This window comes from Rouxiella badensis, from assembly GCF_026967515.2.
GTDB lineage: Bacteria > Pseudomonadota > Gammaproteobacteria > Enterobacterales > Enterobacteriaceae > Rouxiella > Rouxiella badensis.
The window spans coordinates 1,461,718-1,484,014 of the sequence record NZ_CP114062.1 but is presented as its reverse complement, the minus strand read 5'-3'; the positions used below and the strand labels follow the sequence as shown (position 1 = coordinate 1,484,014).

General features: G+C 53.5%; 16 protein-coding genes. 12 read left to right on the top strand and 4 right to left on the bottom strand.

What is annotated here, in order from left to right; genetic code table 11:
* From rsxC to nth, 5 genes are read left to right on the top strand one after another with little or no spacing between them, the layout of a single operon-like run.
* Positions 1-2,097: an electron transport complex subunit RsxC gene (gene rsxC, locus O1V65_RS07055; RefSeq protein WP_017490636.1), complete on the top strand. Its 2,097-nt coding sequence runs from the start codon at positions 1-3 to the stop codon at positions 2,095-2,097.
* Entirely contained in the window at positions 2,098-3,150 is a 1,053-nt protein-coding gene (gene rsxD, locus O1V65_RS07050) for an electron transport complex subunit RsxD (protein WP_026110365.1), read from the top strand.
* Between the two features lie 9 nt (positions 3,151-3,159).
* Positions 3,160-3,792, top strand: coding sequence for an electron transport complex subunit RsxG (gene rsxG, locus O1V65_RS07045; RefSeq protein WP_017490638.1), 633 nt, complete (start codon positions 3,160-3,162; stop codon positions 3,790-3,792).
* Entirely contained in the window at positions 3,785-4,477 is a 693-nt protein-coding gene (locus tag O1V65_RS07040; RefSeq protein WP_084912339.1) for an electron transport complex subunit E, read from the top strand. The genes rsxG and O1V65_RS07040 overlap by 8 nt, the downstream gene beginning before the upstream one ends.
* Positions 4,477-5,115, top strand: a complete 639-nt coding sequence (nth, locus tag O1V65_RS07035; RefSeq protein ID WP_017490640.1) for an endonuclease III — start codon at positions 4,477-4,479, stop codon at positions 5,113-5,115. Before O1V65_RS07040 ends, nth begins: the two co-directional genes overlap by 1 nt.
* A 77-nt stretch (positions 5,116-5,192) precedes the next feature.
* On the opposite strand, the gene O1V65_RS07030 is transcribed toward nth, so the two are convergent.
* A complete protein-coding gene (locus tag O1V65_RS07030; RefSeq protein ID WP_269130517.1) occupies positions 5,193-5,693 on the bottom strand; it encodes a YjjA family protein in 501 nt (166 codons plus the stop codon).
* 124 nt (positions 5,694-5,817) lie between these two features.
* Positions 5,818-6,738, bottom strand: a complete 921-nt coding sequence (locus tag O1V65_RS07025) for a LysR family transcriptional regulator (RefSeq protein WP_017490642.1) — start codon at positions 6,736-6,738, stop codon at positions 5,818-5,820.
* A 361-nt stretch (positions 6,739-7,099) separates the two neighbouring features.
* Here O1V65_RS07025 and O1V65_RS07020 point away from each other — a divergent pair, with 361 nt between their 5' ends.
* The gene (locus O1V65_RS07020; protein WP_017490643.1) at positions 7,100-7,327 is read left to right on the top strand and encodes a YgdI/YgdR family lipoprotein; all 228 of its coding nucleotides are present in this window, start codon (positions 7,100-7,102) and stop codon (positions 7,325-7,327) included.
* 376 nt (positions 7,328-7,703) lie between these two features.
* Positions 7,704-8,114, top strand: a complete 411-nt coding sequence (locus tag O1V65_RS07015) for a hypothetical protein (RefSeq protein WP_017490644.1) — start codon at positions 7,704-7,706, stop codon at positions 8,112-8,114.
* 80 nt (positions 8,115-8,194) lie between these two features.
* On the opposite strand, the gene dacD is transcribed toward O1V65_RS07015, so the two are convergent.
* Positions 8,195-9,364 (bottom strand): serine-type D-Ala-D-Ala carboxypeptidase DacD, encoded by a 1,170-nt coding sequence (dacD, locus tag O1V65_RS07010; protein ID WP_269130351.1) that lies wholly within the window; start codon positions 9,362-9,364, stop codon positions 8,195-8,197.
* 323 nt (positions 9,365-9,687) lie between these two features.
* Between dacD and O1V65_RS07005 the strand changes: the two genes are divergently transcribed.
* Positions 9,688-11,994, top strand: a complete 2,307-nt coding sequence (locus O1V65_RS07005) for an FdhF/YdeP family oxidoreductase (RefSeq protein ID WP_017490646.1) — start codon at positions 9,688-9,690, stop codon at positions 11,992-11,994.
* 50 nt (positions 11,995-12,044) lie between these two features.
* On the opposite strand, the gene O1V65_RS07000 is transcribed toward O1V65_RS07005, so the two are convergent.
* Positions 12,045-17,168 carry a hypothetical protein gene (locus tag O1V65_RS07000; protein ID WP_269130350.1) on the bottom strand — a complete coding sequence of 1,708 codons (5,124 nt, stop codon included), beginning with the start codon at positions 17,166-17,168 and terminating at the stop codon, positions 12,045-12,047.
* A gap of 244 nt (positions 17,169-17,412) precedes the next feature.
* On the opposite strand from O1V65_RS07000, the gene O1V65_RS06995 reads away from it, so the two are divergent.
* The 4 genes from O1V65_RS06995 to fetB all read left to right on the top strand — a co-directional run bounded on the left by O1V65_RS06995 (position 17,413) and on the right by fetB (position 22,232).
* Positions 17,413-19,350, top strand: a complete 1,938-nt coding sequence (locus O1V65_RS06995) for an exoribonuclease II (protein ID WP_084912343.1) — start codon at positions 17,413-17,415, stop codon at positions 19,348-19,350.
* A gap of 187 nt (positions 19,351-19,537) precedes the next feature.
* A complete protein-coding gene (locus O1V65_RS06990) occupies positions 19,538-20,752 on the top strand; it encodes an FAD-dependent oxidoreductase (RefSeq protein ID WP_269130349.1) in 1,215 nt (404 codons plus the stop codon).
* Between the two features lie 54 nt (positions 20,753-20,806).
* Entirely contained in the window at positions 20,807-21,478 is a 672-nt protein-coding gene (gene fetA / locus O1V65_RS06985) for an iron efflux ABC transporter ATP-binding subunit FetA (RefSeq protein ID WP_017490651.1), read from the top strand.
* Positions 21,465-22,232: an iron efflux ABC transporter permease subunit FetB gene (gene fetB, locus O1V65_RS06980; RefSeq protein ID WP_269130348.1), complete on the top strand. Its 768-nt coding sequence runs from the start codon at positions 21,465-21,467 to the stop codon at positions 22,230-22,232. Before fetA ends, fetB begins: the two co-directional genes overlap by 14 nt.
* Positions 22,233-22,297: the final 65 nt, after the last annotated feature.

Sequence of the window (22,297 nt, the reverse complement as noted above, 5' to 3'; positions counted from 1 at the left end):
ATGTTCAATCTGTTTTCTGCGCTCAAGAAAGAGAAGATCTGGGACTTTGACGGCGGAATCCATCCGCCTGAAATGAAGACCCAGTCCAGCCTGGTTCCGCTGCGCCGGATGCCGCTTCCTGAGCGTTTCATCATTCCTTTACAGCAGCACCTCGGGCCGGAAGGCGAGCTTTGCGTGAAGCCTGGCGACAGAGTCAGTAAAGGCCAGCCACTGACCACCGGACGCGGGCGTACCGTGCCCGTTCATGCGCCGACCTCCGGCATGATTCGCGCCATTGAGCCGCACATCACCGCTCACCCTTCGGGTCTGAAAGAGCTGTGCGTGATGATCGACGCCGACGGTGAAGACCGCTGGTGCGAGCGTGAGGCGGTTGCCGATTACACCCAACTCAGTGCTGACGAGCTTAATCAGCTTATTCATCAGGCCGGTATTGCCGGTCTGGGTGGTGCAGGCTTTCCAACGGCAAGCAAAATCCAGGGAAGCCTGAAACACACCAAAACGCTGATTCTGAATGCCGCCGAGTGTGAGCCTTATATCACCGCCGATGACCGCCTGATGCAGGAACACGCTGACGAAATTCTTCAGGGCACGCGTATTCTCTGCCATATGCTGCACCCAGAACAGGTGCTGATTGGCATTGAGGACAATAAGCCGGAAGCCATTGCCGCGCTGAAAGCCGCCATCAAGCATGAAAACCATCCAGGCGTGAAGATTGAGCTGCGCGTAGTGCCGACCAAATATCCTTCGGGCGGGGCCAAGCAGTTGACGCGTATTCTGACCGGCCGTGAGGTGCCAAAGGGCAAGCACTCTTCTGCCATTGGCGTATTGATGCAGAACGTAGGCACCATTTTTGCCATTAAACGCGCCATTATCGACGCTGAGCCGTTGATTGAGCGCGTGGTCACCCTGACCGGTGAATCGGTCAAGAAACCGGGCAACGTCTGGGCGCGACTCGGCACCCCGGTGGCCGAGCTGCTGCGCGAGGCTGAGTTTGTTCCGCAGAACAAGCAAAAAATGGTCATCATGGGCGGTCCGTTGATGGGCTTTACCTTGCCGTCATTGGATGTGCCGATCGTCAAAATCAGTAACTGCCTTCTTGCCCCTTCAGAGAGTGAGATGGGGGCGCCCGAGCCGGAAGAAGCCTGTATTCGCTGCAGCCTGTGCGCAGAATCCTGTCCGGCTGGCCTGCTGCCGCAGCAGCTGTACTGGTTCAGCCGCGGTGAAGAACACGAGAAAGCGCGCAATCACAACCTGTTCGACTGTATAGAATGCGGCGCCTGCGCCTATGTTTGCCCGAGTAACATTCCGCTGGTGCAGTACTACCGCCAGGAAAAGGCCGAAATACGCGCCCTCGATCTCGAAGCCAGTCGTGCCGCCGAGGCCAAGGCTCGCTTTGAGGCCAAACAGGCGCGAATGGAACGCGAAAAACTGGCCCGTGAAGAGAAGCACAAGAAGTCTGAGGTCAAACTGAGTGCGGAAGAAACCGCCGCACTGAAACCTCGCGTCAGCGCAGCGGCAAACGTTCAGGAACCGGTGGCCGAGAGTGAAACCCCAGCCGCGGATTCGCGTCAGGCGGCTCTGGCCGCCGCTATCGCGCGGGCTAAGGCGAAGAAAACCGCCTTAGCCGAGGCTGTCGAAGACGTGCCGGTATCCAATGAGCCTGTCACTCCGCCCGCTGATATGCCGGTAGAAGGTGACAGCCGCAAGGCCGCCGTTGCGGCAGCTATTGCGCGCGCCAAAGCCAAGAAAGCGGCGGCACAGGCCGAGTCTCAGCCTGCCGTCGCAGAGCCTGTTTCGGTCGAGCCCGCGCCAGAAACCGTCGCCAGTGAAATCGTTGAGGCATCGCCGGAAGACAAACGCAAGGCCGCCGTCGCCGCCGCCATTGCGCGCGCCAGGGCGAAAAAAGCCGTCGCAGCGGGTGATACACCGGCCGAGGAACCGGCGCCAGAAGTTGTTGCATCAGAAATATCACAAGAAGTATCACAACCAGAAAGCGATCCGAGAAAAGCTGCCGTGGCAGCCGCGATCGCTCGAGTAAAGGCCCGTAAAGCCGCTCAAGCTCAGACGTTGTCGAGCGAAATGTCGAACGAGGAATAGATGGCCTTTAGAATCGCGAGTTCTCCTTTTACCCATAATCGGCAGAGCACTAGCTCAATAATGCTGATGGTCGTGCTGGCCTGTATTCCAGGGATTTTGGCACAGGTCTGGTTCTTTGGTTACGGGACGCTGGTGCAGATTGCCCTGGCTATCCTGATTGCCGTATTGGCCGAAGGGGCAATATTACAGCTTCGCAAACAGCCGGTTGCCAAGCGCCTTGGCGATAACTCCGCCCTGCTCACCGCCATTCTGCTCGGCGTCAGCCTGCCGCCGCTGGCCCCCTGGTGGATGGTGGTTATCGGTACGGTGTTTGCCATCATCATCGCCAAACAGCTGTATGGCGGTCTGGGGCAAAACCCGTTTAACCCGGCGATGGTCGGTTACGTTGTGCTGCTCATCTCCTTCCCGGTTCAAATGACCACCTGGCTGCCGCCGGAGAGCCTGCAGGCGCATCCGGTCGGTCTGGTCGATACGCTGTTAACCATTTTTAGCGGCCATGACTCGCAAAACATGACCGCCTATCAGCTGCAAATGAACGTTGACGGTATTACGCAGGCCACCCCGCTAGACGGTTTCAAAACCGGTCTGCGCGCCGGCCACACCGCTAAGCAGGTGCTCGACGAGCCGATGTTCAGCGGAATTCTGGCCGGTCTGGGCTGGCAGTGGATAAACCTGGGCTTCCTGCTTGGCGGTCTGTTCCTGATGTGGCGGAAAATCATTAGCTGGCACATCCCGGTCAGCATGCTGGTGATGCTGACCTTCTGCGGGACGCTCGCCTGGCTGCTGGCACCGGGAAGCTACTCGCCGCCGATGATTGGCCTTTTCTCCGGTGCCACCATGCTCGGCGCGTTCTTCATCGCCACCGACCCGGTTACCGCGTCAACCACCCCGCGTGGTCGTCTGATCTTTGGTGCCCTGATTGGCCTGCTTATCTGGCTGATCCGCGCCTACGGCGGTTATCCTGACGGCGTTGCCTTTGCGGTTCTGCTGGCAAATATTACGGTCCCACTGATTGACCATTACACCCAACCACGTGTCTACGGCCATCGCTGAGGAAGAGTTATGTTAGAAACAATGCGTCGCTATGGCCTGACACTGGCGTTCTTTGGTGTGCTGATGACCGGCATGACCGCGCTGGTTAACCTGCTGACCAAGCCGACCATCGAACATCAGGCCCTGTTACAGCAAAAAGGCCTGTTCGATCAGGTTATTCCGTCCAGCGTGTACGATAACAACATGCAGCAAGAGTGTTACAACGTCACCAGTGATTCACTGGGTACCGAGACACCTCACCGCATGTATCTGGCGCGTAAAGACGGTCAACCCGTTGCCGCCGTGGTCGAGACCACGGCACCTGACGGCTATTCGGGTGCGATTCAACTATTGGTTGCCGCCGATTTTCATGGCAAGGTATACGGTACCCGCGTTCTTGAACAACATGAAACGCCGGGACTCGGTGACAAGATTGAAGTGCGAATTTCAGACTGGATCAAAAGCTTTGCTAATCAGACTGTTAACGGCGCTAATGACGTGCGCTGGGCGGTTAAGAAAGACGGCGGCATGTTTGATCAATTCACCGGTGCGACTATCACACCGCGGGCCGTGGTCCGCTCTGTAAAACGTACCGCACTCTTTATTGAAACTGTGCCTGCGCAGCTTTCCCACCTCACCCCTTGTGGAGCACGTGATGAGTGAAGCAAAAACACTAATCGTTAACGGGTTGTGGAAAAACAACTCCGCCCTCGTTCAATTACTTGGTCTCTGCCCGCTGTTGGCAGTGACCTCGACGGCAACCAACGCCCTGGGTCTCGGTCTGGCGACGACCATGGTGCTGACCTGCACCAATGCCATGATCTCGGCCTTCCGCCGCTGGGTGCCGAACGAGATCCGTATCCCTATTTACGTCCTGATCATCGCCTCGGTGGTCAGTACCGTGCAGATGCTGATCAACGCCTATGCTTTTGGGCTTTATCAGGCGCTGGGGATTTTTATCCCGCTTATCGTGACCAACTGTATCGTGGTCGGCCGTGCCGAGGCGGTTGCCGCCAACAGCCCAGTACACCTTGCGGCGCTCGACGGCATGATGACCGGGCTCGGTGCGACCGGTGCGATGTTCGTGCTCGGTTCGCTGCGTGAAATTCTGGGTTCAGGCATTCTGTTTAACGGCGCAGACCTGCTGTTGGGGAGCTGGGCCAAAGTGCTGCGCGTGCAGGTTATTCACCTCGATAACCCCTTCCTGCTGGCGATGCTGCCACCGGGCGCGTTCATCGGTCTCGGCATGCTGCTGGCCGGTAAATACTTGATAGACCAACGGATGAAAGCCCGTGCCGCAGCGCGCGCTGCGCATACTTTACCGCAAGGGAACACTGAGAAAGCCTGATGAACAAGGAAAAACGCATCAGTATTCTTGAGCGTTTGCGCGATAATAATCCGCATCCGACTACCGAGCTGGTTTACACCACGCCTTTCGAACTGTTGATTGCCGTGTTGCTCTCCGCCCAGGCCACCGACGTGAGCGTGAACAAGGCGACCGCAAAGCTTTATCCGGTCGCCAACACCCCGCAGGCTATCTTGGAACTAGGCGTTGACGGCCTGAAAGAGTACATCAAGACGATTGGCCTGTTTAATTCCAAAGCCGAGAACGTCATCAAGACCTGCCGTATTCTGCTCGACAAGCACGCCGGTGAAGTACCTGAAAACCGTGAAGCGCTCGAGGCTCTGCCGGGCGTGGGCCGTAAAACTGCCAACGTGGTGCTTAACACCGCCTTCGGTTGGCCGACTATCGCCGTTGATACGCATATTTTCCGCGTCTGTAATCGCACGCGTTTTGCGCCGGGTGACACGGTTGAAAAAGTTGAGGAGAAACTGCTGAAGGTGGTGCCTGCCGAATTCAAGCTCGACTGTCACCATTGGTTTATCCTGCACGGCCGCTATACCTGCATCGCGCGCAAGCCACGCTGCGGGTCCTGCCTGATTGAAGACCTCTGCGAAAGCAAAGAGAAGGTTTATCCCGAATAAGGGCCTGTCAATACCGCCGGGGTTAAGCTCTGTTTGAAGCCGCTATTATAAATATAATTTAATAGCGGCGCAGAGGGTTACAGGAAGGATTTCGCCTGTTTGAGGACCACGTTACAGGCCTTGGTTTTCACCTTTTCTTTCAGTTGAGTGAATCCCCCGCCGCCGAGGTTATTCAGATCCAGATTTTGACCGTTACCGGTATGCAAAATACCGCTTAGCCCATCCTGATAATCGACCTTTTGTGTCGCCGTACTGTTCTCAATCCCCAACTTATTCATCAATTTGTCTTTAACCGATGTGGCATTGGTTGCCGAGAGCACGTTATTTTGCACACAGTATTGCAGGATACCGGCCGCGTTGGTGCTGCTTTTCGAGGTCAGGTTATTTCCGCTGCCGTTCAATAAAGAGGTCAGCTGGCTCATCGAGGTGCCGTTCGCGGGCGTGCTGTTGCCGCTTCCGCTCAGTTGCTGATTCGCTGCATCCGACAGAGACCCGAGAAGGCTATTGGCCTGTGCGCCTCCGGCAATCAGAAGTCCGCTGGCTACCAGGGCCAAAATACTGCTACGAAATGCTTTCATCATTTGCTCCATCCATTTTGCGATTACAGATTCGTTTTATGTTGATCAACATAAGCTTGTCGCGAATGACGACGCATCGCAATAGGAATACGTCGGATAATGGCCCAGGGCAGAAAAGTTAAATTTATCTGCTGACGTTCGCGTTACCTTGTTGAGCCAGCCAGCGGCTTGCGGCACCAAAAAAGTGCTGGGCCAACGGCGTTGCCCTTCCCGCCTCGGCAACCACCAGCGCGGCGTGGCGACTCATTGGCGCGATATCCAGCGAGCAGCGCTTGAGTGCTGGCGTCATCTCATCAATCAAGTGACCTCTTGGCACCAGCGCACACCCCAGTCCGACAAAGACTCCCTGCATAAGCTGGAAGATAGAACTGCTTTCCAGAATCGGATGCAGCTCCAGTCCGTTGGTGCGGAAATAGTTATCCAGATAGCGGCGGAAATAGCGGCTTGGCTCTGACAGACACAGCGGCAGCTCCGCAACCTGCTGCACGCTCAGCTGGGTGAGCGGGCTAAGCTGCGGAAAGTGGTCGGGATGATAAACCAGGTCTACACCACCGTCGTGCAGAGGAAACAGCTGGAAACGCAGTTCGTTGAGGGTCGAAAACTCGAAGAAACCGATGCCAATATCCACCGAATGGCTGCTGAGTGCCTCGATCAGTTGATCGGCGCTGACCTCAGAGACCCGATACTCAAGTCCGGAATGCTCCTGGCCTATTCCCTTCAGCAGCGCCGCTAGCGACAGGCTGCACTGCGGCATCACGCCGATGCGCAGCGTACCGCTCAGGCCCTGCTTCAACGAGGCGACCTCAAGCTTGAGGCCTTCATAGACCGAGACAATCTCACGTGCCCAGCTCAGCACCCGCAAGCCTTCTGCGGTAAAGCCCTCGAAGTTGTTGCCACGGTTAATTAAATTGAGATCGAGCTCTTTCTCGAGATTCTTCAGCCGCATCGACAGGGTCGGCTGACTGACAAAACTCGCCTCGGCGGCGCGGCCGAAATGTTTTTCGCGCTCAAGATTACACAAATAGATAAGTTGCTTAATGTCCAAAGGCTTTATTTTCAGTAAGTTAATTGGGAGGCGCTGCGGTCATTAAGAATTTATATACTTGTAGAAGTACTGATTCGAAAAAACCGACCACAGGAATCTTTTATGTTCTTCGCACTATAGCGTTAATCATAGCGGAGGCGGTTAACAGGGTCACTCCCCCCTAACGACCGATTTACACTGTTTCGATGCCAGAAACAGTTTTTATGGCTCAATGCGCATTTTATCGACCTTTATAACTCACTTTGTGATGTGGGTAGGCAAACTTTTATCTCTCTTTGTTCTTAACGGTCTAGAATTGAATTACCCACCCACTCAAGAGAAACAATGAGTGGACGTTGATAGCTGACAAAAGGAAATTCAGATGAAAAAGGTTATTGTTATTTCAATCGCCGCTTTACTATCTGCCGTTGCTCTGACTGGATGCACACGCACGAGCTATGCAATCCATACCAATGACGCCCGCACTATTATCAGTGACGGTAAACCTGTTGAAGCCAGTACCGGGTTGATCGGATATACCGATGCCTGGGGCACCAAACAGCAGATAAATAAGGCCGACGTGAAAGAAATCTCCGCGCTGCCTAATTAATTGCGCAATCTCAATGGCACCGTGGAAATAGCCCAGGGTGCTTTTTTATTGACGCTCGCTGAGTGATGGCCAAAGCGCAGAGTTATAAACCTCGTCATTACCGCCATTGCAACAATTCCGGTCGATATCCATCCTGGTCGCTGACGCCTTTTCCTGCCACAAACTGCCCCATTAAGAGATGACGCAATTTTACGCGCTTCTTGCGCTGCTATTCGCAGCGGACAAATGTTCAATAACAACCCTGATTCTATAATCTGTCAAAATTTAACCAATGGGCCTGAAATCAGGACATTTTGAGTTGATAAGTATGTTCTCAATCTTTACTTAATCTAACAATCGCGTAAAGTTTGATTATTCTTTCTAAAAAGTGCTTGATATGACTCCAAACTTAAGGCGTTTTGTTTGCAGCACAACGGTATTATTTTTTGCGTCGCTCCCGGCTGTGTACGCCAGCGATGCGCTTGATAATGCGATTGTCGTTCCGCAGGGAGAGCAACGGGCTGCTACGTCCTCGCCTACCATAGCCGATATCTATCGCCAGTGTAAAAATGGCGCAACCTACGATGGAACCAAGGCTCAAGAGGGGCAGCGTCTCATCTGCAACGGTTTTATGATGGCGGCAGTTCAGTCGGCGACGAACAACGGAAACGGCACGTGCCCTGCCGTCACCTATCGACAGATTTTGGATAAGGTGAATCACAAAATTAGCGGCGTAGAACAGTGGCAGCAGCCTGCATTACCTTGGCTGGTCGCGGCATTAAAGGACGTCGGTTGTAAAGACCACTGATATAAAGCGAGGATGGCGTAACAACCTGCCCGTGAGGACAGATTGTTACGCGGTGAGTCAATCACTGACTCGGCGTGAAACTAGATTTTCAGTTTGATGTAATCGATAGCGCGGCTAACAATGCCACCCTTCGGCAAGTCTTCGAGCGCAACCAGTGGCACAGTTTTAATCACTTTACCGTTATCCACAATATTGATGGTTCCCACGTCCTGACCTTTGGTCAGCGGTGCATCAATCTGCTGATTGTTCAAGACGTACTGCGCCTTCACTTTTTCACTGTCTGCCTGCGGAATGTTCAGGTATACGTCGTCAAGGCTACCCACCTTAATCTGCGGTTTATCACCGAACCACACCTTCTCGGTCGAAACGCTCTGGCCCGCTTTGAATACCTGCATGCTGGTAAATTCACGGAAGCCCCAGGTCAGCAGCTTACGCGCCTGCTCTTCACGACCTTTTGAGCTTTTGCCTCCCATTACCACCGCAATCAGACGGCGATTGCCTTCTGTCGCAGACGCGATAATGTTGAAGCCCGCCGTTTCGGTGTGACCGGTCTTCAGACCATCAACGTTGAGATTTTTATCCCACAGCAGGCCGTTACGGTTGTTCTGAGTAATGTTGTCATAGGTAAGCGTCTTCTCGTCATACATATGATATTCCTCAGGCTCACCGCCGATAATCGCGCGCGAAAGCTTAGCAAGGTCGTATGACGTGGTGTACTGACCTGGCGCATCCAGACCGTGTACGGTCTCGAAGTGTGAGTTAGTCAGGCCGAGTTTTTGTACGTACTGGTTCATCATGCCAACGAATGCGTCCTGGCTACCGGCAACATAGTCAGCCATGGCCACGCAGGCGTCGTTACCAGAATCGATGATAATGCCCTGAATTAGGTTACGCACGGTCACGCGGTCGCCAGGTTTGAGGAACATCAGTGAAGAACCGGCCAGCACTTTGTTGCCTGCGACCCAGGCTTCCTGAGGCACAGTCACCACGTCATCCATGGTGATTTTATGCTGATCCAGCGCACGGTCGATGACATATCCTGTCATCAATTTTGTCAGGCTGGCAGGGTTGCGGCGCTCGTCAGGATTTCCGGAAGCCAGTACATCGCCGGTAGCGTAATCCATAAGAACATAAGAAGCAGCATCAATGCTGGGTGGCACTACCTGAAAATCGATCGGTGCTACGGCCCACGCATTGCTAGCAGAAACACAGATTACACCGGACAAAAGACTCAATACTAAACGCTTCACTTAATCATCCTCAAACGCACTTTTGAAGTCAGCCGAAACCCAGTCATTGGGAAAGCCGCACAAGGTTAAAACAACCCATTGGCGGCATAGGGTGCATCAATTCACGCAGAAGCTAAACAACAAGACTTTTGCTGAAAGTTTCACAATGAAACCATTTGCTTACAATTTCCAAATTTTGGGCCGTCATCAATGCGCTCTATCCCACAATTACAACATTCAATTAGACGTAAAGCATTATCCCTAATAAAGTTGTGACATAAAATTAACATTCCAGATAAATCTCTTTTAACAGATTAACCCACACACACCTGCGAAGACCTAAAATGAAATTCAAATCCGAGATAAAACCTTATACCGGCGCGGCGGGCGGTTGGGGTTCATTGGAAGCTACCACCCGTTACGTTTTCGACAGTAAAAAAGTGCTTTCCAACCTGCGTAACCTGATGCGTGTTAATAAAGGTCGTGGATTCGACTGCCCAGGCTGTGCCTGGGGCGACGATAACCACAGCACCTTCAGCTTCTGCGAAAACGGCGCCAAGGCGGTAAGCTGGGAAGCCACCCGTAAAGCGGTAGAGCCTGAGTTTTTCGCACAGCACAGCGTGGCAAAACTGCGTGAGCAAAGCGACTATTTCCTTGAATATCAAGGTCGCCTCACCCACCCGATGCGCTACAACCGCACCACCGACCGCTATGAGCCTATTTCGTGGGATGCCGCCTTCTCCCTGATTGCCAGCCACCTTAAGGGGCTCGAGGATCCTAATCAGGCTGATTTCTACACCTCCGGTCGCGCCAGCAACGAAGCTTCTTACCTGTATCAGGTATTTGGTCGTATGTTCGGCACCAACAACTTCCCTGACTGCTCCAATATGTGTCACGAAGCAAGCGGTGTCGGCCTCAAGCAGAGCATCGGCGTCGGTAAAGGCACGATTCGTCTGGACGATTTCGACAAGGCGGATGCGATTTTCGTTTTCGGCCAGAACCCGGGCACCAACCATCCACGTATGCTGCACAGCCTGCGTCACGCCGCCGATCGCGGTGCCAAGGTCGTGAGTTTTAACACTCTGCGCGAGCGCGGGCTGGAACGTTTTGCCGATCCGCAGAAACCGCTCGAAGTCGTGACCCCCAAAGCGGGCCGCATCAGCTCTGCCTATTACCAGCCGAATCTCGGCGGTGACATGGCCGCGATTCGCGGTATGGTCAAGGTATTGCTACAAGAACACCGCCAGCGTATTGCCTCCGGCGAAGCTTCATTATTTGACGAAGACTTCATCGAGAAAAACTGCCACGGCGTGGATGAATACCTGGATATCGTTGATCAGACTACCTGGGAGCAAATTACCCACCAGTCTGGCCTGACAGAGTTCGAGATCCGCGAAGCCGCCAACATCTATATGAAGGCTGAACGGGTGATTTGTACCTGGGCGATGGGTGTTACACAGCACAAACACTCCGTGCCGACGGTGCGCGAAATCACCAACCTACAGTTGCTGTTCGGCCAGCTGGGCAAACCGGGCGCTGGCCTGTGTCCGGTTCGTGGTCACAGTAACGTGCAGGGTAACCGCACCATGGGCATTGACGAGAAAGCGCCAAAACCGCTGCTCGACAGCCTTCAGCGTCATTTCAAATTTACCCCACCGCGTGAGCCTGGCCACAACACCGTTGAGGCACTCGAGGCGATGCTGCGCGGCGAAGTCAAAGTGCTTATCGCGCTGGGTGGCAATCTGGCCGCTGCGGCGCCGGATACGCCACGCACCGAGCAGGCGCTGAGCAACTGTGATTTAACGGTTCAGATAAGCACAAAGCTGAACCGAAGCCACCTGACACCTGGCCGCGAAGCACTGATTCTCCCCACTCTGGGGCGCACAGAGCTGGACATGCAGGCCACCGGTTCACAGTTTATCACCGTTGAGGACTCGTTCAGCATGGTCCACGCTTCTGAAGGCGTCGGCGTGCCGTTGTCGAGCGAACAGCGCTCTGAAACCGCGATTGTCTGTGGTATCGCCGACGCGGTGCTCGGTAAACGTTATCTGGACTGGATGGCGCTCGCGGATGATTACAACCTGATCCGTGACCACATCGAAGCGACTATCCCAGGCTTTAAGGACTTCAACAAACGCTGCGACATCAAGGGGGGATTCTACCTGGGTAACGCTGCCGCAGAATTGACCTTCAATACCCCAACCGGGAAGGCCAACTTCAGCGCCGCACCGCTGCCGGAGCGCGTGATCCCGATGGAAAATGACGACGCGCCGTTTACGTTGCAAACGCTGCGTTCGCACGACCAGTACAACACCACTATTTACGGCCTCGATGACCGTTATCGCGGCGTTTATGGTCAGCGCGAAGTGTTGTTCATCCACCCGCAGGACCTGGCTGACTTAGGCCTTGAAGACGGTGAGCTGGTTGAAATTGAAACGCTTTGGAATGACGGCATTGAGAGAAAGGTAAGCGGTTTCAAGCTGGTCAGCTACGACATCCCACGCGGGAATCTGGCGGCCTATTACCCTGAAACCAATCCGCTGGTGCCGCTGTCGAGCTTCGGCGATCAGACTCATACCCCAACCTCTAAATCGATTCCTGTGGCTATCCGTCGCTGTGAGGCGGTGGCCGATACGCGTCGTATTGCCTGATTGACTGTTTGGCAGGGTGCATTTCTTGCGCCCTGCCTTCCCATTAATGGCTACGGCCAGGCGATAAGATTTCCAAAACGCACATCGCGATACACGTCCAACTCATTGCGCGCCTCTGCGGGCCAGTCGACCGGATAACCGATGATCGCGTTGTCGGTTTTATCGTCCAGCGCTGCCAGCAGCGTTTTACGCTGGCTGCCGTAGGCATCAATCATCAACACCTCGGCCGCTTGGGTGAGGGTCTCCTCGACGCCATAACGCTGCGCAATGCGGCGAATAAATTCATCCGTCTGCGCCAGATACACCGCGTCACGCCGGTAAATAGCGTAATACAGTTCAATGTTTTGCCGTTCTTCTCCCTGTAATGCCGCGTTTGCCCGACAATAACCGGCAATCTCTCTGCGCAGCATCTTATTACCGCGCAGCAGCGGCTGACTTTTCAGGTAGACGTGCAGCCGACCGGCCAATACCCCCATCAGGGACACGCGCTCGACCTGTCCGTTACTGGAAAACTCGAAGGTTAAGGCTTCCCAATCCTTTCGCGCCAAACCGTAACGCAGCAGCCGACTGGTGAAAAAAAGCGCCGCCGGTAAGGTGTAGTAAGGCGTGACCGCCGACTTGACTATCCCGATACCTAAGCCAGACTGACGATTTTGCGCGATGCAGGATGCTCGCTCCCCCAGTCGCTGTTCGGGCGTGGCGTGCAGGTATTGATGTAACATCAGTGCCACATCCGCGGGAATATTCTCCGGCAACAGCGTAATGAAAGGCCTGGCTTTCTCCGTCGGTATGACTCTCTCACAGAGTTCGGTAAATTTGCCGCTCCATACGCGAAAAGGCTGAAAATCTATCTGCGTAATCTCAAGGTCCGCCAGCTCAACCTTTTTTCTGGTAAACAGATATTCCCGTAACTGTGAATAGTCGGCATTAAGATACTGTTGCTCACCCAGCCGTAAATATTGCAGAGCATGAACGCGATTATATTCCCGCACATAGTCTGCCACTCTGGCATGGCGATATTCCTCAAGCGCCTGCTGCAACTGTCGGTTTATTAATGCCGGATAACGGATAACTGCCGGGGTATTTTTGTACTTCACCAGCGCGTCGGCGAGTCGGATATATTCCTGCCTCTTGCCGGGGCCTTTTAAACAGGAGACGCAACTCACCGGGACGTCATCAAGGACATAATCGAGCCCGTACCTATAGGTTAGTAAAGCGAGAAAGTTTTCCGGCTCAAGGGAAAGCGTTTTGAAATAAAGCCTGGAGGGCAGGCTCAGGCTATTATCGGTCGACTGCGTCAGCGACATTGCCCGCATTGGCTCCCTCGGTAAAGGTAGCCCGAGGAGTAAAATGTCCATAACACTTTGATTAAATTCATATGCCAGCGCCGAAACCGAGGCATAGCGCCGGGTGTTAATTCTCTCCTCGACGGGCAACGGCACCACCCCTTGGCGAATGACCTCGCGGGTCTCCTCCTCACTGAGCGGGATGCTGCGCTCGATAAGCCGAGGCTGGTCGTGACGCCCCTCTCCGCTACTGATATTCATCGCCAACTGCATCTTGATTTTATCGATGAATTTCAATTGGAAATCGACGACGTTAGTGTCCTGATAGCCCCCGTGTTTATCTTCGTTATACCACGCCAGAATAGAGGCTTTAATGACTTCCAGCGTCGCCACCATCAACAGCGAATACGCGAAGGCTTTAGCACCGACTTTTCGGGTTATCATACCTGGAATATTGGCCAGAAAAATGTTGGAAAGCTCTTCGACAATAGCCAAGGTTGCCTGTATTGATTGCCGCTGATGTTCTCTTCTTCTATCCACCACAATATCCAGAAATCGCCTAATGTCATCTTCAAAGGCAAGAGGCTCGCCGTCGTCAGAATATATAAGTTGAGAGTTCAGGCTGACTCTGCCGCTAAAAGAGGAAAAGGTGCTCGCAAGGTCACCCATGCTGGCTGAGATTTCCAATGAATTAATCGGCAGAGTGAAAGAGTCTGAAGTGTGTAAGACGATAGGTCGCGCGCTGCCGAAATAATAGACCGGTTGCTCGGCCGTAGCATAGGTGGAAAATGACTCGATGCTCGAACCGTGCAGCCGGGCAATAGTATGCATCGCCGCAGAGGTGTCTTTGGCGGTGAATATTTCGGTGGGTACTTCGCTAGAGAGAGTTATTCCACGTGCCGGAGACATAAATAACGTCCGTGAAGAAGACAGCGTGTCGGTGGCTTCGGAAAACAGATCCTGTGGCCGAAATGAGAAGAGACTTTTAACGGTTTTCGTGAGCTCGACGCCCTTCTTTGCCACCAGGGAGAGCGTGGGCGCCTCAAAGCTACACACGATATTTTTTTCAACGTTATCATAAGACGGGGAGCGGAACCCGTCGTAACATCCCCACAGCGGGATAAACGACGCCAGAGAGATATCTCTCGCCCAGTCCTCCATACGGGTCAAAAAGGTGCTGCCAATCAGCTTGTTCTTGCGGGCGCTGCTAAAGGCAATGCGGTCGACAAAACAGGTCGCTGCCTCAGAGAAATCATCATCGACAATAAAGCTACCCAGTTCGCTGAACGAAAGATCGAGACCACCGTCAATCTGCTCAAACTCATATCCCGTCTTCTCGAGAAAGGCGCTTTTAATATCCCCTTCCTTGAAGAACTTTTTATTATTCAGCATATCGGCGCGGGCCTCATTTTCATTTGGCCCCAGGAAAGAGCACGAACCGGAGTCATCGATAAAAAACAGGTATTTACTGGTATTGAACTCAAAGGAAACCACGCCCCCCTGAAAAAGATTACTATTGCTCAGGCTGCGAGCAGCCCCCTTTATCCAGCAGTTGAGAATGATAATTTGAATACCGACTTTTACCTGTCCTTTTCGTGACTGATTAAACCAGTTATCGATAATAAACCTCAGCGTTAATTCAACCGACGAAATCAGTGAGTCACGAATAATGTTTATTCGGTCATTCTTGGCAAGCGTATTGTCGTCTTTATAAAAGGCATAAATTTGTTCGACCACTACGTGACTGCTCAGCTTCAGCGCCTGGGTTCGCTGCTTGTCTATCAGGTGAAATGTAGACAGTAGCTCGATAACCCGCTCGAGGTTGTTTTCACTGAGTCGCTCATGCAGCAAGTCCTGCGCCATCAGCTGGACAACAAAACTCAGCGGAGGGTGGGTCAGCATAGACCTGAACTTTTTCCTGTCGGCGGGTGTAACGGAAACGTCGGTAATGAGATAAATAAATTCATTACATCGCTCCAGCGGCTTACCCCTTTTTTCCTGCGGAAAATATTGCTCAATCAGCAGACCCAACATCAACTTCCAGCCGCGCATTTCATGAGTGTGATAGGCCTTGTTTTTTAACAGGTGAAAGGGGAAGGCCAGGATTGCTATTATATCAGCAAGACGTTTATCGATATAATCACTGCCGGATTTTATTTTTATAAAACGTTTTAGTTCAAAACTTAGCGCGGCATCAATATAACCAAAGCGTTTAAGTAAATAATAGAGTTCACCACCGTCCTGTTCATCGAAAATATTTTCTATTTTCAAAAGATGGAAAATATAATTTATATAACCGTTTACCGCCCACGTGCGCGATTGATTGCGCATATCCAGATTGGCGCAGGCATAAAAGCGTTGCACCGGCACGGGCATTATTTGCTCTTTATCGCTGCACAACCAGGCAACGGTAACATCGTCGAGCATCGCTTTGACCAAATCGATGAGGGTGAAATCGGTCGAATCGGCGATAAAAAGCGGCTTATATCGCCGGGTAATATCGTCGTAAACATACTCATTAGGGAAAATACGCTCGATATTGGGCGTATTATTCTTTGCCCGATCGCTCGGGTCAGGAGGTAAAGGCACGCTATTTATTGCCCTCGGAGCCCTGTTGCCGGTGTGCCAGCGGTGAGGAACATAATCAGCCTGCGGCTGAGCGTATACCCTGCCTATGATGCTCATCCGGCGTTCAATGCGCTGGATACCACGAGTCAGGGTGGCCATTATCGAATCAACGGTCAAAGACTGCGCGTCAAACGCGGGACGGGCTGGTGAAACGCCGGTCGCCACCGGCGCAGAGAGGTCCAAAAACCACGCTCCCGCCGTGTCCAGGGTCACGCCCAGCCTTCCGGTGGTCATTGCCAGCGCAATCTGTCGTTGCTGAGGCCATACGCGAGCATAACCCGCCACTCCTGCCGTCACAAAACCCACCGCCGAACCGTTCTCGGACGGCGCATTGACGCAGTACCCTCCCGGCGCTGCCCGATAATGTCCGCAAAAAAAGGCGCTAGACTGTGGGGCAATCTCATAGCGCCCTATCGCCGACGGCGGCCCGTAGCAAGGAGCCATTCCGGGTAGGCGATATCCCGGCAGGGTTTCGGCATCAGTCGTCAGAGGCGCGGCCTGTTGCTGCGCGTGGCGGGTATCCTTTTGCCACCCGGTCCGGTCAGCTGTATCAGGAAACGCCAGCCGCAAAGGGTTGCAGGTCATAATATGGTAGAGCGCAGTCCCCAGACCGTTGATCAACGCGTTGGCCTGTTTAAGCATCGGAATCAGGGCGAAAACGGCCATTTCCGGCGTGATATAGCGGCCGGTAAGGCGTGATGAAAGGAACAGCAGCAGCGGCCTTTCACATTGCGCGGCGATTTCGTTCGCTGTTATCCCTCTTAATGCACCGGCCTGCGCAAGCGCCCTGCTAAGTTGCCTTAAAACCTGCCTGTTGAACTCAACTGGGATACCTGCCGCAGAAAGCCCTGCAAATGACAGAAAGTAGGCCATCTGTTTCGAAAACTCGCTGTCCTCTATTTCTGGAGGCGGGAAAGGTGCGGGTTGATAAAGCGCATTAAGCAGTTGCAAATTTTCAGCTGTCCGCAGCGCGTGATCCGCTTTGACGACGTCAATAAAAGGTGCAAAACAAGGACCCTGAAGCAAAGGTTGAGAAGCGCGGCTCAGCAACGTTTCAACCATCGCGTTCAGCCTGCCGCTCAGCGGCTCAACCCGAGACTGATAGCCGACAATAAAAGATTGGGAAAGCAGCGCCACCGGCGCGTTTCTGATACGGTCAATAAACTGTGTGAAGCCGTTGTAGGTTTTCAACAAACTCAAAACGGGAGTAGTCGGTTGACCCACGGCCTGAATCGCGTCCTTCTGAGCATCAACTGGCATCGCACCCCCCTTTAATGAGAATGAAGGTTCCCGGCCATTGTGGGGTGATTTTTAAACGAATGAAGTATTCGCTGCTATAACATTCCGCTCAACGTTTAATTATCAGCCAGCAAAATAGCCACAGACGGCTTTTCATCTGCTTTAATAACGTCAAAATAGGCAGATGCCGCTTGCCCACGATGGCCGATTCGCGTAAAACTGTCTGCCGCTAATCGAACCACTCTAACCTCATTCTCTGGACGATATGTTTCAAGATAACCCGCTGCTCGCACAGCTAAAACAGCAACTTCACTCTCAGACTCCGCGCGTTGAAGGCATCGTAAAAGGAACTGAGAAAGGCTTTGGCTTTCTTGAAGTAGACGGTCAAAAGAGCTATTTCATCCCACCTCCATACATGAAAAAAGTCATGCATGGCGACCGGGTTATTGCTTCCGTTCAAACAGAAAAAGAGCGTGAAATCGTTCAACCTGAAACGCTGGTAGAACCTTTCCTCAGCCGTTTTGTGGGCCGCGTGATCAAAAAAGACGATCGTCTTTCGATCATGCCGGACCATCCGCTGCTGCGCGACGCCATTCCATGCCGCACCGGCCGTAACTTCAATCATGAAGTTAACGAAGGTGACTGGTGCGTGGCAGAAATGCGCCGTCACCCGCTGAAAGAAGGCGATCGTGGCTTCCAGGCCGAACTGACCGAGTGGATAACCACCGGTGAAGACGACCTGGCCCCGTGGTGGGTTACCCTGGCACGTCATAACCTCGAGCGCGAAGCGCCAGAATTTGATGTGACTGAACTGTTGGAACAGGGCCTGACGCGTGAAGACCTGACCGCCCTGCCGTTTGTTACCATCGACAGCGCCAGCACCAAGGACATGGACGATGCCCTCTACGTTAAAGATAACGGCGACGGCACACTACAACTGAATATCGCCATTGCGGACCCAACGGCCTACGTGACCGAGGGCAGCGACGCCGACAATCTGGCTCGCAAACGCGCGTTCACCAACTACCTGCCGGGCTTCAACATTCCAATGTTGCCGCGTGAACTGTCCGACAACCTGTGCTCACTGCTGCCAAATGAACGTCGCCCGGTGCTGGCGTGTAGCGTGACCTTGTCTGCCGACGGCGCACTGGGTGACGATATTCGCTTCTACGCTGCGTGGATCGAATCAAACGCCAAACTGGTTTATGACGAAGTTTCCGACTGGCTCGAAGACGTTGGCGAATGGCAGCCACAGAATGAGACCATCGCCCAGCAGATTCGTCTGTTAAAGCGCGTGTGTGACGTTCGCTCCGCATGGCGTACCGCTAACGCGCTGGTGTTTAAAGACCGTCCAGACTTCCGCTTCGTGCTGGGTGAGAAAGGCAACGTGCTGGAAATCATCGCCGAGCACCGCCGCATCGCTAACCGCATCGTTGAAGAGTGCATGATTGCTGCCAACGTCTGTGCCGCTATTGCGCTACGCGACAACCTCGGTTTCGGCGTTTATAACGTGCACAACGGTTTCGACCCGCTGCTAGTTGAGAACGCGGTTGCCGTGCTACAGGCCAACGACGTTGAGGCAGACGGCCCAACGCTGCTGACGCTGCCTGGCTTCTGCGACCTGCGCCGCAAGCTTGATGCGATGCCAACGCAGTTCCTCGACAGCCGCATTCGTCGTTTCCAGACCTTTGCTGAAATCAGCACCGTGCCTGGTCCGCACTTCGGCCTGGGCCTTGAGGCTTACGCCACCTGGACATCGCCAATCCGTAAATACGGCGATATGGTTAACCACCGCCTGCTGAAAGCGATGATTACCCAGCAGACCGCCGAGAAGCCACAGGACGAAATGACCGTTCAACTGGCCGAACGCCGCCGTCTGGGTCGTATGGCCGAGCGCGACGTGGGTGACTGGCTGTACGCCCGTTACCTGGAAGACAAAGTCGGAACCGACACAAAATTTAGCGCCGAGATTATCGACGTCACCCGGGGTGGCCTGCGCGTTCGCCTTCAGGACATCGGCGCCGTTGCCTTCATTCCTGCGCCATTCCTGCACGCCGTTCGCGACGAGCTGGTGTGCAGCCAGGATACTGGCACCGTGCTTATCAAAGGTGAAGTTGCCTATCGTCAGAGCGACATTATCGATGTCAACATCGCTGAAGTTCGTATGGAAAACCGCAACGTGATCGCTAAACCTGCCGCCTAACGGCTTGCTGCATCACGCAAAAACCTGTCGGTATTTATCGGCAGGTTTTTTTTCGCCTAATCGTTGACGATCAATGCGCAAGGATTGGCATGCGGCGCTCGGCCGGAGTAAAGTGTCAGCCAGCAATTCAAACAAATGATTATCATTATCAATTATTATTTGTCATGACTTAGGAATGCCTGCAACGATGAGTTTACCTGTGAAACCCCCTATCAACGTCTCCACCACCTGCTGCATCGTCGGCGGCGGCCCCGCTGGCCTGATGCTTGGCTACCTGCTGGCCCTCAAGGGGGTCGACGTCACGGTGCTGGAGAAACATGCTGACTTTTTGCGAGATTTTCGCGGCGACACCATCCACCCTTCGACGCTGGAAATCATCTGGCAACTGGGCTTTCTTGACGAGTTTCTCAGGCTGCCCCATCAACGCGCCGAGAAGCTGTACGGTGAAATCGCCGGAAAAGAAGCGACGATTGCCGACTTCACTCGTCTGCCGACCCAATGCAAATTTATCGCCTTTATGCCGCAGTGGGACTTCCTGAATTTTATCGCCGATAAGGCGCGCCGGTTGCCTAACTTTAGGCTGCTGCAGCAGGCAAGCGTTGACGACCTTCTCCAGCAAGATGGCAAGGTGGTGGGCGTAAAGGTCACCACGTTGGAGGGCGCGCAGGAAATTCGCGCACTGCTTGTGGTGGGCTGTGACGGTCGTCGCTCAGTGGTTCGTGAAAAAGCCGGACTTGAGGTAATGAACTTTGGCGTACCGCGCGACGTGCTGTGGCTGAAGGTTAAAAAACGTGACAACGATCCTCAGTGGACCACCGGCCATCGCGGCCCACGCAAGGGCTTTATCATGATCGATCGCGGTGACTACTGGCAGTGTGGATACTCCATCAACAAAGGCAGTCTGGAGGACATGAAACAACAAGGGCTTGCCGCTCTGGTAACCTCTATTGCTGAGATTTCACCGTTTGACGAGGCTCGCCTGCTGACTGACATTACCGACTGGGAACAGGTCAAACTGTTGGAGATTCGTATCGATCGCCTGAAGAAATGGTCAAAGCCCGGCCTGTTGTGCATCGGGGACGCGGCACATGCCATGTCTCCGATTGGCGGCGTCGGCGTGAATCTGGCTATTCAGGATGCAGTCGCTACCGCCAATATTATCGCGCCAGCGCTGCTTAAAGGCCGCTTGACGCTCCGGGATTTACAGCGCGTACAGCGCCGCCGCACCTTCCCAACCTGGGCCACCCAGTCGCTGCAAATCATGATAAGTAAAGCAGGACAAAAACCGCGTCGCAAAGCGCCTTCTGGTATGGAGCTGTGGCTGCGGCAACGTGCATTTATCCCGTTCCTGTTTGGCCGTCTGATTGGAATTGGCTTCTTTAAGGAAAATTTCAAAAGGTAATCTTAAGGTATAGCGTGGTAAAATCGCTCGCAAATTATTGATAACGAGCCTGATATGTCTTCATCTGAGATTTTACTGCGTTTGCAGGATGTGAGCTTTAGTCTGAATAACCAGGTGCTTTTGCGCCCCACGTCATTAGAACTCTTACCCGGCGAGTTCACGTTGCTAACCGGACCGTCGGGCAGCGGCAAAAGTACGCTGCTTAAAATTGTGGCCTCGCTGCAAAATCCGACCCGCGGCACAGTTTATTTCGAAGGCAAGGATATCCGCACCCTCAAGCCAGAGTCCTACCGTCAGCAGGTTTCCTACTGTTTCCAGACGCCGGTGCTGTTCGGCCAAACAGTGCTCGACAACCTCTCGTTGCCTTACCAGATACGCGGCAAGAAAGTCGACAAGTCGGCGATGGCCGACTGGCTCGAGCGCGTTAATCTGTCTCGCTCCCTGCTGGAGAAAAATGTGCAAGAGCTCTCAGGCGGTGAAAAACAGCGTGTCTCGCTGCTGCGAAATCTGCAATTTCTGCCCAAGGTGCTGCTGCTCGACGAAATCACCAGCGCGCTGGATGAAGAAAATAAGCAGAACGTTAATGCAATTATTGCCGAACAGGTTAAACAACAGCGCCTGTCGGTGATTTGGGTCACCCACGATAGCAACGAGATTCGCCACGCTCAGCGGGTCATTACCTTAACGCGTGAAGCCGCAGGAGAGAGCAGCCATGAATCAGCATAACATCACCAATGAGTCACTGGGACTGGCGCTGGTTCTGGTGGTTGTCGCGCTGCTGATAAGCAAGAAAGAGAAGCTCGGGCTGGAGAAGGACATTATCTGGAGCGTGGCGCGCGCCGTCGTGCAGTTGATTATCGTCGGCTACGTGCTCAAATACATTTTTGAAGTCAATAACGGCTGGCTGACCGTATTGATGGTGCTGTTTATCTGCGTCAACGCCGCGCTCAACGCCAAGAAGCGCAGCCGCAATATCGATAACGGCTTTATCATTTCGTTTATTGCTATCACCGTCGGCAGCTCACTCACGCTGTCCGTGCTTATCCTCACGGGCTCGATTGAGTTCCTGCCGATGCAGGTTATCCCCATCTCAGGCATGATAGCCGGCAACGCCATGGTCGCCGTCGGTCTGTGCTACAGCAACCTTAACCAGCGTTTCGCCGACAACCAGCAAAAAATCCTCGAGATGCTGAGCCTCGGAGCCACCAGCAAGATGGCCTCAGGGACAATCATCCGCGACAGCATTCGTTCAGCGATGATTCCCACCGTAGATGCTGCAAAAACCGTGGGATTGGTGAGCCTGCCGGGCATGATGTCGGGACTTATCTTTGCCGGTATCGACCCTGTAAAAGCCATCAAGTATCAAATAATGGTGACCTTTATGCTCCTCGCCACCGCAAGCCTCTCAACGATTATCGCCGGGTATTTGGCCTATAAGCGTTTTTATAACGACCGAGTTCAACTAAAAGTCCAAAAGTAGGGGCTTTTTATTGCAAAATTTTCGGGGTAAAGCCTTTGATACCGAGGCATTTTTTGAGCGGCGGC

What these genes read in the sequence shown, in the direction of transcription:
- rsxC (WP_017490636.1), top strand. Translation starts at nt 1, where the DNA reads ATGTTCAATCTGTTTTCTGCGCTCAAGAAAGAGAAGATCTGGGACTTT.
- rsxD (WP_026110365.1), top strand. Translation starts at nt 2,098, where the DNA reads ATGGCCTTTAGAATCGCGAGTTCTCCTTTTACCCATAATCGGCAGAGC.
- rsxG (WP_017490638.1), top strand. Translation starts at nt 3,160, where the DNA reads ATGTTAGAAACAATGCGTCGCTATGGCCTGACACTGGCGTTCTTTGGT.
- O1V65_RS07040 (WP_084912339.1), top strand. Translation starts at nt 3,785, where the DNA reads ATGAGTGAAGCAAAAACACTAATCGTTAACGGGTTGTGGAAAAACAAC.
- nth (WP_017490640.1), top strand. Translation starts at nt 4,477, where the DNA reads ATGAACAAGGAAAAACGCATCAGTATTCTTGAGCGTTTGCGCGATAAT.
- O1V65_RS07030 (WP_269130517.1), bottom strand. Translation starts at nt 5,693, where the DNA reads ATGAAAGCATTTCGTAGCAGTATTTTGGCCCTGGTAGCCAGCGGACTT.
- O1V65_RS07020 (WP_017490643.1), top strand. Translation starts at nt 7,100, where the DNA reads ATGAAAAAGGTTATTGTTATTTCAATCGCCGCTTTACTATCTGCCGTT.
- O1V65_RS07015 (WP_017490644.1), top strand. Translation starts at nt 7,704, where the DNA reads ATGACTCCAAACTTAAGGCGTTTTGTTTGCAGCACAACGGTATTATTT.
- O1V65_RS07005 (WP_017490646.1), top strand. Translation starts at nt 9,688, where the DNA reads ATGAAATTCAAATCCGAGATAAAACCTTATACCGGCGCGGCGGGCGGT.
- O1V65_RS07000 (WP_269130350.1), bottom strand. Translation starts at nt 17,168, where the DNA reads ATGCCAGTTGATGCTCAGAAGGACGCGATTCAGGCCGTGGGTCAACCG.
- O1V65_RS06995 (WP_084912343.1), top strand. Translation starts at nt 17,413, where the DNA reads ATGTTTCAAGATAACCCGCTGCTCGCACAGCTAAAACAGCAACTTCAC.
- O1V65_RS06990 (WP_269130349.1), top strand. Translation starts at nt 19,538, where the DNA reads ATGAGTTTACCTGTGAAACCCCCTATCAACGTCTCCACCACCTGCTGC.
- fetA (WP_017490651.1), top strand. Translation starts at nt 20,807, where the DNA reads ATGTCTTCATCTGAGATTTTACTGCGTTTGCAGGATGTGAGCTTTAGT.
- fetB (WP_269130348.1), top strand. Translation starts at nt 21,465, where the DNA reads ATGAATCAGCATAACATCACCAATGAGTCACTGGGACTGGCGCTGGTT.